Origin of the sequence: Caballeronia sp. AZ7_KS35 (assembly GCF_023631045.1) — a bacterium.
GTDB lineage: Bacteria > Pseudomonadota > Gammaproteobacteria > Burkholderiales > Burkholderiaceae > Caballeronia > Caballeronia zhejiangensis.
This window is the reverse complement of sequence record NZ_JALQDV010000011.1, coordinates 1-16,696: the sequence shown is the minus strand read 5'-3', so window position 1 is coordinate 16,696 and position 16,696 is coordinate 1. Positions and strand designations below refer to the sequence as shown.

General features: G+C 58.7%; 12 protein-coding genes and 2 pseudogenes. 6 read left to right on the top strand and 8 right to left on the bottom strand.

Translation table 11 applies throughout. The annotated features are described in order from the left end of the window. Window positions 1-1,296 precede the first annotated feature (1,296 nt). The 6 genes from NCT05_RS12845 to NCT05_RS12820 all read right to left on the bottom strand — a co-directional run bounded on the left by NCT05_RS12845 (window position 1,297) and on the right by NCT05_RS12820 (window position 10,275). Window positions 1,297-2,340 (bottom strand): GGDEF domain-containing protein, encoded by a 1,044-nt coding sequence (locus NCT05_RS12845; protein WP_250502410.1) that lies wholly within the window; start codon window positions 2,338-2,340, stop codon window positions 1,297-1,299. 364 nt (window positions 2,341-2,704) lie between these two features. Continuing rightward, on the bottom strand, window positions 2,705-3,766 hold the full coding sequence (locus NCT05_RS12840) for a class I SAM-dependent methyltransferase (RefSeq protein WP_250502409.1): 1,062 nt from the start codon (window positions 3,764-3,766) through the stop codon (window positions 2,705-2,707). Window positions 3,767-5,029: 1,263 nt separating this feature from the next. Beyond that, the gene (locus NCT05_RS12835; RefSeq protein ID WP_250502408.1) at window positions 5,030-6,052 is read right to left on the bottom strand and encodes an MBL fold metallo-hydrolase; all 1,023 of its coding nucleotides are present in this window, start codon (window positions 6,050-6,052) and stop codon (window positions 5,030-5,032) included. 55 nt (window positions 6,053-6,107) lie between these two features. Beyond that, window positions 6,108-7,235, bottom strand: a complete 1,128-nt coding sequence (locus NCT05_RS12830) for a porin (RefSeq protein WP_250502407.1) — start codon at window positions 7,233-7,235, stop codon at window positions 6,108-6,110. Window positions 7,236-7,332: 97 nt separating this feature from the next. After that, window positions 7,333-8,712, bottom strand: coding sequence for an MFS transporter (locus tag NCT05_RS12825; protein ID WP_250502406.1), 1,380 nt, complete (start codon window positions 8,710-8,712; stop codon window positions 7,333-7,335). A 96-nt stretch (window positions 8,713-8,808) separates the two neighbouring features. Further along, window positions 8,809-10,275, bottom strand: a complete 1,467-nt coding sequence (locus tag NCT05_RS12820; protein ID WP_250502405.1) for an amidase family protein — start codon at window positions 10,273-10,275, stop codon at window positions 8,809-8,811. Between the two features lie 141 nt (window positions 10,276-10,416). On the opposite strand from NCT05_RS12820, the gene NCT05_RS12815 reads away from it, so the two are divergent. Next, window positions 10,417-11,334: a LysR family transcriptional regulator gene (locus tag NCT05_RS12815; RefSeq protein ID WP_250502404.1), complete on the top strand. Its 918-nt coding sequence runs from the start codon at window positions 10,417-10,419 to the stop codon at window positions 11,332-11,334. Here the strand turns inward: NCT05_RS12815 and NCT05_RS12810 are convergent. Continuing rightward, entirely contained in the window at window positions 11,329-11,637 is a 309-nt protein-coding gene (locus NCT05_RS12810) for a hypothetical protein (RefSeq protein ID WP_250502403.1), read from the bottom strand. The two genes, NCT05_RS12815 and NCT05_RS12810, sit on opposite strands and share 6 nt — an antisense overlap. 32 nt (window positions 11,638-11,669) lie before the next feature. Continuing rightward, on the bottom strand, window positions 11,670-12,350 hold the full coding sequence (locus NCT05_RS12805) for an HD domain-containing protein (RefSeq protein ID WP_250502402.1): 681 nt from the start codon (window positions 12,348-12,350) through the stop codon (window positions 11,670-11,672). A gap of 178 nt (window positions 12,351-12,528) precedes the next feature. Between NCT05_RS12805 and pdxR the strand changes: the two genes are divergently transcribed. The 5 genes and pseudogenes from pdxR (at window position 12,529) to NCT05_RS12780 (ending at window position 16,382) form a co-directional block, all read left to right on the top strand. Continuing rightward, window positions 12,529-13,938 carry a MocR-like pyridoxine biosynthesis transcription factor PdxR gene (gene pdxR / locus NCT05_RS12800; protein WP_250502401.1) on the top strand — a complete coding sequence of 470 codons (1,410 nt, stop codon included), beginning with the start codon at window positions 12,529-12,531 and terminating at the stop codon, window positions 13,936-13,938. Window positions 13,939-14,048: 110 nt separating this feature from the next. After that, on the top strand, window positions 14,049-14,465 hold the full coding sequence (locus tag NCT05_RS12795; RefSeq protein WP_250502411.1) for a cupin domain-containing protein: 417 nt from the start codon (window positions 14,049-14,051) through the stop codon (window positions 14,463-14,465). A 24-nt stretch (window positions 14,466-14,489) separates the two neighbouring features. After that, window positions 14,490-14,945 carry a carboxymuconolactone decarboxylase family protein gene (locus tag NCT05_RS12790; RefSeq protein WP_250502400.1) on the top strand — a complete coding sequence of 152 codons (456 nt, stop codon included), beginning with the start codon at window positions 14,490-14,492 and terminating at the stop codon, window positions 14,943-14,945. 120 nt (window positions 14,946-15,065) lie between these two features. Beyond that, window positions 15,066-15,275 (top strand): annotated as a pseudogene (locus NCT05_RS37205) (HD domain-containing protein); the annotation flags it as partial. A 333-nt stretch (window positions 15,276-15,608) separates the two neighbouring features. Further along, window positions 15,609-16,382 (top strand): annotated as a pseudogene (locus NCT05_RS12780) (HD domain-containing protein). The last annotated feature ends 314 nt before the right edge of the window (window positions 16,383-16,696 follow it).

The window sequence follows — 16,696 nt, the reverse complement described above, 5'->3', positions numbered from 1 at the left end:
CATGACGACCTTGGCTCATTTCGAAATGATAGCCAAGACAATTATTTAATCAAGCTATTTAGGGGATGTCGTACTAGGTCAAGGCGATACGGTTTCTGCACGAAAGAGAGCACAACTACACGATCGTCAGGCCCTTAGTTGAGGACTCCATCGACCCCGGCGATCAGCGCTTGCGCCGACAAAAGACGCGCGTCCGAACCCGACATGACTCGAAGGCGCGTTCGCTCGACAGCGCCGCGGCCGCAGTGCACTTTCTTTAGCATCTGTCTGGGTGGCCGTAGGGTAAGCCTGTTCCACCGGAAAGCTGTTCGAATAGCCAGTAGTGGCAAGCGGAAGCGTGGGATGAGAATTCCTCCACGCGGCCGCGCAGCAGTGCGGCCCAACATGAAACGACGGCCGACGTCAGTCCGGGTACCTCTGCACGCCACAATGCACGAACGAGAGATTCGTCGACCGCCTGGGCGCTCCCCAGCTGGAGCACTGAGGGAAGTTCGACGGCAGGAAAAGAGACAGTGTCCATTGGTCGGAATGATACAGACATGATGGCACACCGTGTGGTACGGCAGACGGGTGGATTTCGTGCGCGACCAGCAGCGTCGATCCCGAGCCGAAGGACTCTCATAGTGCTTTCGTCTGGGCCTTCTACCGCTCGGCGGCAAAAGCAGTCGATCCGGAGCTAGGCCCGCCATAAACGCTGAGGGATTCCGCGGAAATGAGTTGCTCGCCAACGGCAGTTTGACGTTCGAATGTGCTCGGGCTCGCTGGCGCTGTACCCATTGTGCTTCAAAGTAACCTGAACCGGACGGGACAACACGCGAAGGAAACATTAGGCGACGAGCTCCGAGACACACCCACACCCTTTACTGAACCTCCGCGTGCTGAAAGCGGTAAGCTTCGGTTCTTTCACCTTGGTCACCGCCCCCGTTGGAGGCTGTCGGGTCTCAAACGAAGCAGGCGCTTTCTCGTTGTTCGCTACATCCTCCGTAGCTTGCAATCATTGGCGGGGATACGGTACACGTAGCGGCCAATTTCGCTACAGCTACCCGAAATCGCGTTGAAAGCGCGAGTCTCGGACTCTGCCTCGCCTTGGACGAAGGAACGTACCCGCGATAGCAAGACCATCGATTCCATCAAATTAGCTAGCAACCGCTGAGACTCCTCAGTGACGTGGCCTTTCTCTACGCGCTCTTGTTGGTTCTCTAAAAGGTCCACGCAGGAATGGATCAGTTGGTCCAACCTGCGCAGCTCTAGAGACGTGCGACTTATCCATGATCCAAACTCAGGGATTAGGCAAGCTCAGGATAGTCTACCCTGGCACCGCGGCCAATGCTGAGCGACGAGGTCACACCTTTCCGGGGTCCCATCACGGCGGGACGATTCGACAGCGACTTCGACCCGGTTCCTTCCCGCGTGCTTCGCGGCATAGAGCGCTTTGTCCGCGCGTGCGAGCACTTCTTCTGGGCGCTCCTTGAAGTATGCCTGCGCCACGCCCGCAGAAAACGCAAGGGCAATGCGAGCAGGCTGGCAATGCTTGACACTCACCGGGGGAACCGTCGCTAAGATTCGATCCAGCACTACTTTGGCTTTTTCGGAGCTGATGCCCGGCAGCAGGATGACGAACTCCTCTCCGCCGAGCCGGCCTACCACATCCTCGCCCCGCACACATGATACGCAGTGCTTGGCGAAATGACGCAGCATAATATCGCCGGTCTCGTGACCAAATGTGTCGTTGATGGATTTGAAGTGATCGAGATCCAGAAGCGCCACGCTGAGATGCGTCACCTCGCTGCCGACGCTTTTCAGCATGCCGCCAAGTTTCGATAAGGCGAATCGGCGATTCGCCACACCCGTCAACTCATCGACCCGGCTGAGCGTCAGCGCACTGTCGCGCGCTGCAGCCAGCTCGCGTTCCGTTTGCTTTAGCGAGGTGATATCCGCACCGGTGAGGACGATCCAGCCGCTGGGCAGCAGCGTTTCGGTACACCAGAACCAGCTTCCGTCCAAGAAGTCGACCGGGAACGAACGCTGACGCGGCACAGGAGGAGATGGACGCCGTCGCAGTTGTGCGTCGGCGATGAACAAAAGCGGGTCTTGTGCATTAATACGCACTCCCCTCGTGCCTTCAAAGCTTCCGCGGATGATACTTTCGAACGTGGCGACTTCGCCAATGTTGATGTTGAACGCCCGCAGGAACCCGTCATTCGCATAGCGGACGTGATCGCGGTCGTCGTAGACAGCGACGAACGCACTGCCAATCGCCCAAGCTTGCAACAACGGAAGCAACTCGCCCGTTTCGCTGATCGAGCCGCTTAGGGCGGCAACTGTAGGAGCACTGTCCATCGTACCAAAGCTCGTCTTGCCGGCGTCGTAATAAATGCGCCGCTCAAGCAGACGCCGTTGCCAATGGGTGGTCGCCCACTTGATAACGGCAGACCGATGGATTGCTTGAACACTTGCCGCCGCCGACTCAAGGTTTCCCCTGTCGTGCCGTTATCACGGTAGGCGAAAGAGCCGGATCTCCATGCTAACGGCGAGCCACGTTTCCGGCCGCATTCCGTTACCGCTGTTTTTCTATGAGCGAATCTGCGCGCAGTCACGCCGTCGTACTGCATCAGGCTGCAACGGATGCATCCGCCTCGCAAAGGGTTTGCCGGGACGAGCGAACTCGACGCGTCCGGCTAGCGTTCAGACGGCAAGCGCGTCGTCAGGCTTGCGCCTGAAAGACCATATTGAACGGCGTTTGCGTGGTGCGGCGAAACCGCTTGAAACCACCCCGGGTCACGACGTCCCGGATACGCACCTCACCCGCCTGCGCGCCCAGCGCCATTCTGCCTTCCTGCGAGAGAGACACACCGGTGCAGAACATCGTGGACCCCGAGTAATACACACACCCGACGGGGTTCAGGTTGTCTTCCAGTCGATCGCCCGCGAACGGTTCTACGATCATCCATGAGCCGTCAGGAGCGAGCGTTTTGAGCACATGCGCCGCCGCCCCCACAGGATCGCCCATGTCGTGCAGGCAATCGAAAAATGTGACGAGATCGTAGTCTTTGCCCGTGAACTGTTGGGCGCTCGCGACTTCGAAAGTGAGCCGTTCTCGCACGCCCGCTTCGTTAGCGGCGGCACGTGCCCGCTCAATCGACGGCGCGTGATAATCAAAGCCGAAGAAGCTCGCTTGCGGGTAAGCCTGAGCCATCAAAATGGTCGATGCGCCATGGCCGCACCCGACGTCTGCGACGCGCGCACCCGGGCGCGCGAGGCGCGCCGCGACCCCTTCCATCGATGGGATCCATTCGGCAACGAGATGAACGGCATAACCCGGCCTGAAGAACCGCTCTATGCCTTTGAACAGTGACGAATGGTGCTCGTGCCAGCCGACGCCGAGTCCTGTACGGAACGCGGCTTCCAGTTTCGGCAACGCGCGGAACATCGCTTCCGCGCAGTCGGAAAACCCGGGCACGAAGGTAGGACTCGTTTCGACGGCGAAGCACATCGCCATCTCATTGGACAGCCGAAAGCATTGCGTCGTCGCGTCGTAGTCGATAATGCCGGAGGCTGCCTGCGCACCGAGCCATTCGCGCACATATCGCTCGGCCATTTGCGTGCGCGCAGCAAGCTGCAATGATGTCATCCAGCCCTGTTCCGTCATCGCCTTGTACAAACCCAGCCGATCGCCCAGCGCGATCAACGGCGCAGACGCAACTGCGCCAAATTCACCGACCATTCGTGCCATGAAGTTTTCGATCGCTTGTTCATCGTATTCCATGATCGTTTCTCCTCGGCCATTCAAAAGCGGCGAACGGCCATGCGCCGTCTCGAAGTGCGTTCGTCTCGTCGAAGTATAGGTGGGGCAGAAGCGGATGTCCGCGTGAGTGTCTCTTTGCCAGCATCCGCAAGTAACCCATTGCGCGTGCACGCGTACGCTCATGAACCCCAGAAAAACTACCGTTATAGCGTGCGAGACTCGCTAGCGCGGGCATGTCGCTACATTGCGTGAGGCAAGAGTTACACACTCCGTTCTCGGAGGTTGTATGAGGTCACTTACTATATTGCTGGTTTCTGGCCCCCTCATAGCGTAGCTCACGCAGAGCAAGGCGAGGCAGAGGACCCTGCACTCTTCGACGATTGAAGCGGCAGGCTCTGAGCGGAAGCATGATCGAATGCAGACCTATCCCCTCGCCTGCCGTCGCTCCTGCGCTCAACCCTGCCTCGAGCCCGCAATCGAAATGACGGAATGGGCTCGCGAAGTTGCATATCGACGGCCGACTCAACAGCGTCGCGCAGATCACTAATGACGTCGATACTGCGGCCGCTTTTGTCGCGGCCACTAACGAGCGATTGCGCTCATCGCGTGCGTATTCGTTTGTACACTCGCGGTCACGCATCGGCTTTGACGGACTCAGCTCAACCTGCACAACCGCCCACCACCCTCGCTCTAACAGCCGGTCTCGGCCCGCGAGCCGGAGGCCGGTTTGCCTTGCTCGAATGCCGCCTGTTGGCCGGCGTGTCTCGTTCGGTCTTTCATAGGAGGGCATACGGGCTGCGGACGGACGTGATCTGTCCCGCGGCGAAACGACCCGCCCTCTTAGCCGCCGCGAGGCGGCCCCGCTTCCGCGGGCGTCACGTCCCGACGACCCTGAAGAGCCACTCAGGTCTGAGCGACATGTGGGACCGCTCCTAAGCATAAGGCGACATCGAAAAGTCCGACGGCGGTCACCGATGTTGGTGCTGACGCGTTGCGGTCACAAGAATCTATTGCGATGCCGCCTAAAAAAAGAGCGCTACCTATCGATAGCGCTCGTAAATCCGGACCCGAAGGATCCGGCCTGAGACATCAGAAACAGGATAGCGTATTCAAATAGCCAGGCAATCTCCACTCATAGAACTGTGCAACGCATATTTGAGAAGTGAAGTCGGGCCGCGTCGGCCGCCCGGTCGGGAGATTTTCACGACTAGCCAGCTTCTCGAATTTCTTGTCCTCAATCGAATTCATCCTCGCGACAGGGGCGGTGGGCAGATAAGCGATCGCTTAAAGACCGGCATAAACCATCTTCGTGAACTGAGCGCCGCTGAAGACAAAATTTCCCCAGACAGCGTCGAAAGCGGCCGTCGGCTTCGCCGCGACGATTTCGTCAAGTGACTTGCCTTGTCGTTTCAGCGCCGCGACGTTGCCGCGTACCATGACCAGCATGTCACGGAATGCGATCAGTTGACTGCGCGTACCGACAGGACCGTGGCCGGGTATCACGATCGTGTGCTCGGTCGTGCGCGCGATTGCTTTATTAGCCCACTTGATCGCGCCATCGATGCTGCCGCCATCCTCGTTATCAATGTACGGATAAAAGCCGTTCCAGAAAGTATCGCCCAGAGCCAGCACGTCGGCCTCCTTGAAATATACCCACAGGTCCCCGTCCGTATGGCCGCCCCCAAAATTCTCGACTTCGATGGTGCTTCCCTCGAATGAGAACGTCCTCTTGTCGTCGATAACGAGCGTCGGCCTTGCACTTTCCGGCACGGGCTCGAACGTCCAGTTCCACGCATCGACATGAGTCGTTTCGCTGAGATGCTTCAAGGTGTTCCTGTGCGCAACGACCGTGGCGCCAGCTTCGTGCATCCAGCCGTTGCCGTCGGTATGGTCCCAGTGCCAATGCGTATCGACCACGTATCTCAACGGTGCGGGACCGATTTCATCGAGTGCGGCTCGCAGTTTCTGCTTCGATTTGCTGATGCCTGTATCGACGAGGAATTTTCCTTCCTTGCCGCACAGAACGGTGATATTGCCGCCCGATCCCATCAACTCCGTAATGTTGCCGCGAAGCGGTTGCACGACGATGTCTGTCTCCGCTCTGCGCAAATACCGCGCACCGGCGCCTGTGTGGAAGTAGTCGTCCCGCGTGGCATTCATGCTGTTCATGCTCTGACTGGCCGAATCGGCAAGCGTTGCGCTAGAGACGGACGCGAGCGCTGCACCAATCGAAATGGACAGGGATATCAGTCGGGAACGGAGTAGCGAGCCGTTTGCGGTCGCAATGGATCTTGAAGATGTCTTCATTCGGACGTACCTCGGAAGGTCGGGAAAAACGGGTGGGGCGGCTCAAGATCATGCGCTAGAACAATTGCCGCATGCCGATCACCGCGCCTAGCTGATTAGCACCGCGGCGTGGCGTGCTGCCGCCTCCGCCCGCGCTGATCGTGTACGCAGCCTGGCTACTATTCCAGAGGTAGCCCATTTGCGCATACAGCGCCGTACGCTTCGAAAGCAGATAGAATCCGCGCACGGTGGATAAGGTTGCGCGAGTATCGTGCTGCCTATTGATAACTCGGATCACCTCCGCCTCGGCAACGGTCGAAGGTGTCACCTGATATGAGAGTCCACCGAATATGATGTCCGAGCGTATATCCGGCTGAGAAGATTCATTCCCGGTGTTGCGATGCAGCCAGCCGCCTTCGGCCTTTGCCTTGCCGAACGCGACATGCGCCGCGACCAGCAACCGCGCATCGACGTCAGTTGCACTAGCCATCGGCACGGGCGGCATCCCATCAAAGAAGTTGGCAGCGGCCCCTGTCCCGCCTCGCTGCTCGTCGTACGAGATCCCGCCGCCGAACGTTGGCCCGTCATACTTGATCATGGTTGTCCACTGTCGGCATTCGGTCGGCGCGCCCGGTAGCGATCCGGCGCACAGGCCTTGCCCCGGCGTATTGCCCCCGACCGCATCTCTACCAAACGAATATGTCGCTCCTATCGTGAAATTGCGGAATGTACCCAGATATCCAACCGCATTGTCGCTCCGAGCATTAGGAACGTACGCGTCAATGGAGCCGATCCCATAGATTGCAGGACCCATGACATCGTTATCCAAAATCGTGTAGAGCGTAGCCGTGTTCTGTCGGCCGAAGAACCACGAACCCGTTGGTCCTGAGATCCCGACCCACGCCTGGCGGCCGAAGAGACGCCCGCCTTGATTGAGATCTCCGGCCCGGAGATTGAAGGAGTTTTCCAGATTAAATTTCACGGAATAATCCCCTCCTATTGGCTCGGACCCGCGCAATCCCCAACGTGAAGGAGTGGAGCCGGTGACGGCGGGCATCCTAACGAGGCTGCCGCCAGGATTGCCGGCGTGCGTGACATATTCGATACCTGTATCGACGATTCCATAAAGCTGCACGCTTTGCCCAAACGCGTAGCCACTCATCCAGCCCAAGCCAGCGAACAAGCCGATCAACACTCTTTTCATTGCGTCTCAATCCACAAAATTCGAACCGCCCGATTGATTCGCTATCCTATGCGTTATGCCAATAGTGCCGTAGCTCGCTATCTCCTAGCAACCTGTGCTATTCCGAACCGGGTGTAAGTTGTTCTGAAATGACAGGCGCATGCGATTGCTTGTACGCTACAAAATCCTTCATCAAAAGAGCGAAGGCCGCGATGAAGCTTGGAATCGCAAGCATGCTAACGATGGCGCCGAGGCCAAGGCCGGCTTGCAGAAGGTTGGCGCCCGCCATCGAGCCAACGATCCCGCCAATGCGGCCGGTTCCGAGCATCCACGCTATACCGGATGCTCGCCCATTCGTTGGATAAAAGTCCGCAGCGATCACCGGCATGGAAACCTGCGCACCGTTCAGGCAGCTACCGGCGACAAATATCAGCACGCCAATCAAGACCACCTCGCCGGTAAGCTGTCCAATGCCCCAAAGCAGGCCACCGGTCAGCACGTAAGCGGCAGCAACTACGCGATGAGTGTTGACGCGGTCCATGGCGTATCCGCAGACGACCGATCCAATACCGCCGCCGAGTGGGAACAACGCCGTAATCAGGGATGCCTGCTTCAATGTCGTCCCGCTGTCCTTCAACAAGGTCGGAAGCCAGCTGGTCAGCAGAAAGTAGACGAGCAGACCCATGAAATACGTGAGCCACAGCAACAGGGTTCCCGTGCGATACCGCGTCGACAAGATCAACAGGACGGGCGTGTGGTTCTCCATCTCGGTGCCTTCATGAAGCTTGAATCGGGATGCTTCCACCGGTGTACCCGCAATTCGACCGAGTACCATGTTGATGCTGGCCGCGGGCCATGACTTGGTGACCATGAAGCGAACCGACTCGGGCAGACAGGCAAGCAGCACGACTGCAAGCAGCAGCGGCACGACGCCACCGGCGAAGAATACGCTTGTCCATCCGAACGCCGGTATCAGCAGAGCGGCTGCAAATCCGCCAGCGGAAGCGCCTATCGTGAAGCCGCAAAACATCACGTTGACAAGCAGTCCCCGGTGCTTTGCCGGTACGTATTCGGAAATCAGTGTCGTTGCGTTCGGCATGGCCGCGCCCAAGCCAATTCCGCAACCGAGGCGAAAGAGCGTCAAGGCTTCGATGGAACTGGCCTGCACCGACGCAAGACTGAGCGCGCCAAAGATGACGACGGAACCGACCAAGACTCGCTTTCGACCGATCTGATCCGCAAGGGGGCCTGCTACAAGCGCGCCGACTACAGATCCGATGAGTGCGGCACTCAACACGGGACCGAGCTGGACCCAGGTCAGCCCCCATTCCTTGGCGAGTACCGGTGCAACGAATCCGGCTGCCGCTGTGTCGAACCCGTCGGCAGCCACGATCATGAAGCATAGCGCCAGGATGAGCCACTGATAAGGTGAAAACCTTTGATGATCGATGAAGTACTGTACATCCAGGACTTCAGATAGCGTGTTATCCGACGACATGAATCATCTCCTGATTGTTCGACTTTAACGTTATTATTCATTCGCACTACGATGTACGTCCGACGTGTGAGTGACTATTTATTCGGCTCGCGTTACTCAGCCCGCCCCGTAGTTTAGTGCTGACGTATCGCCTTTATAACGCTCAATGACGGACGCGGCGGCCAGCAGACGCAACTCCCGAAAGCTGTCGGCCACCAGTTGCACACCGACCGGTAGTCCACCACTCAAACCCATCGGAACGCTGATGCCTGGAAGGCCGAGTGCCGCGGTGGCCATCAGGGGACTCTGCGCAGCTATGAGTACGCGCATCTCTTCGATCGTTCCAAGGTCTGCACCCCACGGTTGAGGCAGGCGGCATGAACTCGGCAAGAGTACGATTGGATAACGGCCAAGAAACTCGTTCCACTTACGACGCAATTCGTCCCGCCGTGCGATGGCGCGAATGTAACCTCCAAGATCGACAACTGGCGCGCAATCAACCATGTTGTGAATCGATCGTTTGATATCCGGGTCTTCCATCGAATCCACGGCGGAAAGCATACCGAGGCGAACCTCTGTCATGACGATCGATTGCCACACGTCTACGCACTGCCCGATCTCCGGAGGATTTGCCCGCTCGACGATATAGCCGGCATCCGCAAGCGCTTTCGCTGCTTCCCCCAATGCGATCTTGATTTCGGGGGAGACGGTCGCTTCGAGCACTTCGTCGACCAGGGCGACCACCACTGCCGAATGATCATCGGCGTGTTCCATACGCGCATTGACCCACGTCGCGTCGCGCGTGTCGGCGGCGGCCATCGCACGTAGTCCGAGCAGCACGTCGGCGACCGACCGGGCCAACGGGCCCTGCGCAGACATCGATTGAAGGCCAAAGAAGCGCTGCCTGACAGTCGGATGATAGGCGGGCACGCGTCCCGGCGTGGTGCGGAGGCCGACTACACCGTTGACGTACGCAGGATAGCGAATCGACCCGGCGATGTCGGTGCCATGCGCAAGCGCGCACATGCCCGTTGCGACCGATACAGCGGCGCCGCCGCTCGACCCGCCCGAAGTAATGTCGGCCCGCCAGGGATTCAGCGTCCTGCCGTATAGCGGGTTTTCTGTGAACCACCTGAACGAGAACGGCGGTACGTTCGAGCGGCCGATGATGTTTGCGCCAGCACTACGCAAGTTGGCAACCACGGAACTGTCCGCCGGTGCAATGTGTTGCACGTAAGCCGGATTCCCGTTCGTCGTGGCTTCGCCCGCTACATCGACGTTCAGCTTTACCGTCAAGGGCACGCCGTGCAGAATGCCTGTCTGATGCGGCGCGCTGCGCAATTGAGCGTCTGCCTGATTCGCGGTGTCGAGAGCCCGTTCTCGATCCTCATGAACGATGGCGTTGAGTCGCGGATTGATCGAATCGATCCGCTGATGAAACGCCTTCAGCACCTCCACACAAGAGACGGAACGCGCGCGCACCTGTGCGGCAATATCGACAGCGTCCCAGCGCCAGATTTGACCAGGGAGTGTGCTGGCAGATCGTTCGGTTTGCAGCCAATGGCTGTTGTGCATGGTTGACATATTCAATCGAGCTTGATCGTAAGTCACATTGGGTTCAGAGATCTATGTTGATGCGTGTATTCTTCCATCGCGCTACTATCGAGACAACCGAGTAGCGGGATACCGCCTATCGAAATTTTCGATATTACTGGGAATGAAAAAATGGCTTCGCTCGACGTGGAATGGATCTGGGTTTTCGATGAGATCTACAAGACACTCAGTGTGACAAGCGCTGCGGACAGGCTCGGCATGACTCAAGGCGCGGCCAGCACTGCGCTCAATCGGCTGCGAGACTATTACGGCGATCAACTCTTTGTGCGGACGTCACGCGGCATGTTGCCAACGCCACGCGCAGTCGCGCTGCAACCGGTGCTTCAAAAAGTTCGTGAAGATTTGGAAGTCGCGCGTACAGGCGCGCTCGCCTTTGAACCGACCAGTTCACACCGGACGTTCCGTGTGTGCATGACCGATCTCGGCGAAACTGCTCTGCTCCCGCGGCTGCTTGGACACCTGCAATCGCAGGCGCCGAGGATTCATATCGAGGCCGAGAAGATCAATCCAGACAGTCCTCGAAGGCTTGAAGACGGCGCCGTCGATTTGGCGGTCGGTTATATGCCGCAGCTCGATGCCGGCTTCTATCAGCAAGCCCTGTTCGAACAGGACTTTCTGTGTATTGCGAGCCTTTCGCACCCGCGTATTGGCAAGCGGCTTGGCAAGAGCACCTATGTCGCCGAACGACACGTGGAGGTTTTCAATCCGGCAACGGGACATACCGCGATGGTCGAGAAGGCTTTGACATCTGCTGGTGTCACCCGAGACATCGCATTGCGAGTGCCGAGCTTTCTGGCCGTTGCGCAGATAGTGAGCGAGACTGAGTTGCTCGCGACCGTGCCACGATATTACGCCTTGGCGATGGTATCGCGCGAGCCCATTCGATACTTGATCGTTCCCTTTGAACTGCCTCGCTATTCAGTGAAGCAGCATTGGCACGCACGTTTTCACAGCGATCCCGGCAACGTCTGGCTACGGCATACAGTTGCCAGCCTCATGCCCGGTGCTATCTCAAAAAATCCGCTATGAGGGGCTTTTCCGAACTTCCTGCTGGTAGGAGCCCGCGCGCGACTGCGCCGAGCGCGGCCGGCAATGAACGCCTCGCGCCGTGGCCGCGATCGCCGCGGACTTCAGCTTCTTGACGCCGTGGATGGGCTCGCCGAGCATTATGCCTTCGATTGCGCCGTCGATGACGCGGCCGGCGGCCTGTTGGCCGGTGCCGAGCGCCCGTGCCGTCGCATTGCGATCGGTCAGACCAAGGTCACGGGTCCCGCACGCGCGTCCGACGCGCCGGATGTCCTTATGTCCCTGGCGGCGAGCATGTGTGAACATTGAAAATCCTGGGCGGCATACCAGAGTGGGCCTCAATGGGTCGCCGAACACGTGCAGCGCCACCGGGAATTCAGGATGATGCTGCACAGATTCGCGCGCTCGAAGCCCGGATCGTTCCACGCCAAGAAATCGTCGTTGAACGTCCCGAACGTGGTGCCTGGGCGATGCTTCATGCCGTCGTAGAAGGCGTCGATCATCTTTCCGGCGAAATCGTCGCCGCGCGGAAAGCTTGCGACGACCGCCGCTCGCTGTTCCTCTGTGAAGTCATCAAAGCCCCGTCCCGCCACGTCCATTCCGGCGCCGGCTTGCACCAGCGCGATCTCGCCGTGCATGTGCTCAGGGATGCCCGGCGTCGTATGGAGCGCTACAGCGGTCCATACCTTGGCTACGTCCGCCTCTTCAACATGATGGCTGCGCAGAAAATCGCGCGCAGCGTTGGCGCCGTCGACCTCAAAACGCAGTTCGCTTTCGCGATAGGCCGGCGTCAAACCGATGTCGTGGAACATGGCGGCCACGTAGAGGAGCTCCTGGTCGAAGGTGATGCGCTTCCTTTTGCCCAACAGCGCGCCCCAGAGGTAGACGCGGGTCGAGTGGTTAAACAGCAGTTCGCTTTCTGTGTCGCGGATAAGCTGAGTCACCTCCCGCACTAGCTGACTGTCAGGAATGACGATGTCGGGCATTTGATTCGCTGGCGCTGCTTTATGTTGCTTCATCGATGTCCTCGGGCTGTGAAGAACGTGCGGTTCCTGCTGCACGCTTGACTTCCGGACCGCCCTACGCCGGCCATTCCGCACCGGAAGGGTCTAGAGGGCGCTACACCGAACAAATTACGCCTGCCATAGGTCATGGAAAAGGCCTAAGTTTGGAGAATTCCAATGTACTATGGCGCCCATGGCAACGCTCTCTGTAAGCCTCGATCGCGCCGGACGCATCCCGCTGTCCGCGCAAATTTACGGTTCGATTCGAAGTGCAATCGAGTCGGGACAGCTTGCCGCCGGCGCGCGGCTGCCTTCCTGGTCGGATTTGGCTGCTCAACTTGGTGTGTCCCGGGGCACCGTGCGGGCCGCCTATGAGCGTTTGATCGACGAGCAGTTCGCGATCGGCTTGGGCGCTGCTGGAACTCGGGTCGCCGCGCGTCCCTTGCCGGCGACAACCAGGTGGGCGCCTGACGCACCACCGCTTCCGGATCTGTTTTACGACTTCAGCACGGCGCCTTTAGCGTTTCAGATGGGCGTGCCCTCCCAGGACGCCTTCCCGTTCAAGCTGTGGGCGCGTATTCAGTCACGAGCGGCACGCCGGGCCGCAGCGGCTCCCGTCGGATATCCCGATCCGAGGGGCGAGCCCGAGTTGCGGCAGGAGATCGCGTCGTATCTCGCCGTTTCACGCGGGCTTCGATGCAGTCCCTCGCAAGTATTCGTCACGGCAGGATTCGCCGGCGCGCTGAACCTAGCGATTCGCGGCTTGCAAATGGAAGGCCGACAGGCCTGGATAGAAGATCCTGGCTTTCCTCTCACCCGTACGGCGCTTGGGCTGGCGGGGATGACCGTGGCAGGGGTGCCCGTGGATGCAGACGGGCTCGATATCGACACAGGCATCCGAATCGCTCCTGAAGCTTCCCTTGCAGTGGTGACACCGGGCCAGCAAGCGCCACTCGGAATGACGATGTCGCTCCCTCGACGTATCTCACTGCTCGACTGGGCCAAACAGCACGACGCCTGGATCATCGAAGACGATTATCTCGGTGAGCTGCAGCTGAAAGGACGGGCCGCACCGGCACTGGCCTCGCTGGATCAGGAGGGTCGGGTAATGCACATCGGCACCTTCAGCAAGACGATTACCCCGGCACTGCGCCTGGGATTTCTTGTTGTTCCGCTCGCCATGACGCGCCGGCTCGGCGAAGTCGCGGCGAGCCTCGCGCCCGCACCAACTTCATCTGTGCAGCACGCCGTAACTGAGTTCATGCATGATGGACACTACCTCCGCCATCTGCGGCGTATGAAGCGCCTCTATGGTGCCCGACAGGCAACACTGGTCCGTTGTCTGAATGAACTGGCTTCGGAATCAATCAGAGTCCATGCCGCGGCAGGCATGACTGTGGTAGCCGCGCTGCCTCAATCCGTATCGGATACGGATATCGCTTCCCGGGCCCGACTATTCGGGTTGGCGCCGGTTCCTCTCTCTCCTTGGTACACACGCAAGCCCGCGCAACAGGGGCTGCTGCTCGGTGTCACGAATCTCAATGAAAGAACAGTGGCGGCCAGCTGTTCTCGCCTCCTCGAAATCGTCCGCGGGCGCCACTGACCAGCGTCCGACCCGTGCTGGCTTCTTGGTACATCGAAATTGTTCATTCCTGGTGCTTTTGCGTGCCCCAACGTCGCATGACAATGGAGCAACACAAAGGAGCAGACATCATGAACATCCCATCTATCGCGCGAGCCGTCGGCGCAGCCATCGCCTTCGCCATCGGCGTGCCGGCGTCGGCGCATGGCGGGACCGAAACGGTCACACCGAACTTTCAGCACGCCATTCCCAACGTTCCGGGGAAGTCGTTGACCGCTGTCGTCGTCGATTACCCGCCGGGGGCGGCGTCGCCCGCTCACAAACATGCGGGCACAGCTTTCATCTATGCATATGTTGTGTCGGGCGAGGTTGAGTCGCAGGTAGACGACCGTCCGAAGCGCATTTACCGCGCTGGCGAGAGCTTCTTCGAAGAGCCAGGCGCAGTTCACCGCATAAGCCGCAACGCGAGCGAAACAAAGCCTGCGAAGCTGCTCGCCGTCTTCGTTACGGACAGCAACGACCAAGCCCTGACTACCCCCATCAAGTAAATCATCGCATCAAGGAGTTACATCATGAGCAAGCGTCTCGACTACACCCAGATTGCGCCCGCCGGCGTAAAAGCAATTGGCGGCGTCTACGGCTACGTCATGCAGAGCAACCTGTCGCCGGTTCTCGTGGATCTCGTCTACCTGCGCGTCTCGCAGATCAACAACTGCGCCTATTGCCTCGACATGCATACACGCGACCTGCTGCGAAAGGGCGTGAAGGTCGAAAAGCTGGCGCTTGTGCAGGCATGGAGGGAAGCGGGCCATTTGTTCGATGACCGCGAGCGCGCAGCACTCGCATGGGCGGAGTCAGTCACGCTGATGGCACAGACTGGTGTGCCAGACGCGTCTTATGAGGCTGCCCGCACAGTGTTCAACGAGCGCGAACTGGTCGATCTGACCATCGCGATCGGCCTGATGAATATGTATAACCGTATGGCAATCAGCTTCCGGAACGCGCCTCAGGCTGTGCTGGAAACGTAACACGCCACGTAGATTTGCACCACAAGGCAGCGCTTCGGAATCAACAGACGCCGCGCGCATTCTCCAACGCAGCCCCAAACACATTCCAAAGCATACCTAAGTATCCTTGGAGTCATCGACATGACGATCATCGCAGGCATCAAGATACCCGACAGCGCGATGGCACGTCAGGCCACCGAGCTCATCCGCGACACAGAGTCGGAACAGCTTTTCCATCACTCTACTCGCGTTTTTCCGTTTGGCGCCCTGACGGGGGAGCGCAGGCAGTTGCAATACGACCGTGAACTTCTCTACATCGGTGCGATGTTTCATGACATCGGGCTAACAAAGCAGCAAGGACGTCGTCGTTTACCGTTCCGAAAGTCGAATCGGGTCGATGCTTCATTTCCCTCATTGAACGCATCGATAATTGCTCCTTGAAGTTTTTCTGAAGGACCCGAGTTTTCGCCGGATGAACTTCTGCAGCATCATCCTTGGCAACGCATGGAACGACTCGCACTACGCCTGTACATGAGAGGAGCCTACGCATCAACACTTTAACTGCTGACTGACCATTGTCCGTCGTCATATTAGCGCATCGTCAAACGACGCTGGGCAATGCACTACCATTGTTCGCCGGACACGAGCTAAGCAGCGATCCGGTGGTTGGAAAGGAGTTGCATTATGAAATTCGGTAGCGTTTTGAGAACGGCTTGCGCCTTGCTTCTGGTGTTTAGCTTATTCTCTGTTCGAGCGCCCAGCGTGCGGGCCGCTGATCTCGCATTTGCAGCTGGACTGCAAGTCGCGGAAACGGCCAATAGAATCTCGGACGTAGTAATCCCCGACAGCGAACTGGCACGCGACGCCACTCAATTTATCCGGGATTCCGAGGGAGATTTCCTCTTCCAGCATTCAGCGCGCGTCTACTACTGGGCTGCGTTATATGCGCAACGAAATGGCCTCCCTTACGATCCAGAGCTTCTGTATGTTGCGGCGATGTTTCATGATTACGGCCTGACGAAGCGCTATTCTCAAAGCCATCTCTGATACGAGGTAGATGGCGCGAACGCCGCTCGCCAATTCTTGCGAAGCCACGGGTTGTCGGAAGCTGCAAGCGAGCAGGTTTGGCTTGCGATTGCGCTACATACAACGAACGGTATCCCCTCGCAGGTATCACCGCTGGCAGCACTTGTTGCTCAGGGAGCGAACATGGATCTGGTGGGTGCGGGCTATGACGATTTCACCGTCGAGCAGCGAGACGCCATCGAGAGGGCTTACCCTCATCCGTCCGACTTCGCGGAGGTCTTCATGCGTGCCCTCTATGACAGCCTGAAGCATCGGCCTGAAACCACTCAGGGTACGCGCTTGGCGGATGTCATGGCTTATGAGGATCCCCACTTCGCCCGTCGAGACTTCAGCGCTCTGATGCGCAACTCTCGTTGGGCCACAAGAAGATGAGGATTGAACCTGCGGGGAGCGGTACCCGACCGCACAAGGGCTGCCAAGGTTGTCGGGTATCCGGGATAAAACGGCCGTTGAGGCGTCAGCTTCGGAGCATCGCTCACTGTCTCAAACTGGCCGGGACTTGCCCGCCACGGCTCGAACAGTTGGTCGTCGTTGGTCAGGTCCGCTGCATGAGGTCACCGTTTTAATTCGCGACGTCAGCATTGCTAGCCGTGCCGCGGCTGCGCTCGACTAGTACAACATCCCGTAATTACCTTTAATAATTATCGGGCTGCAGATAAGGCTGTAGGAGCGTGACGACGACCTCG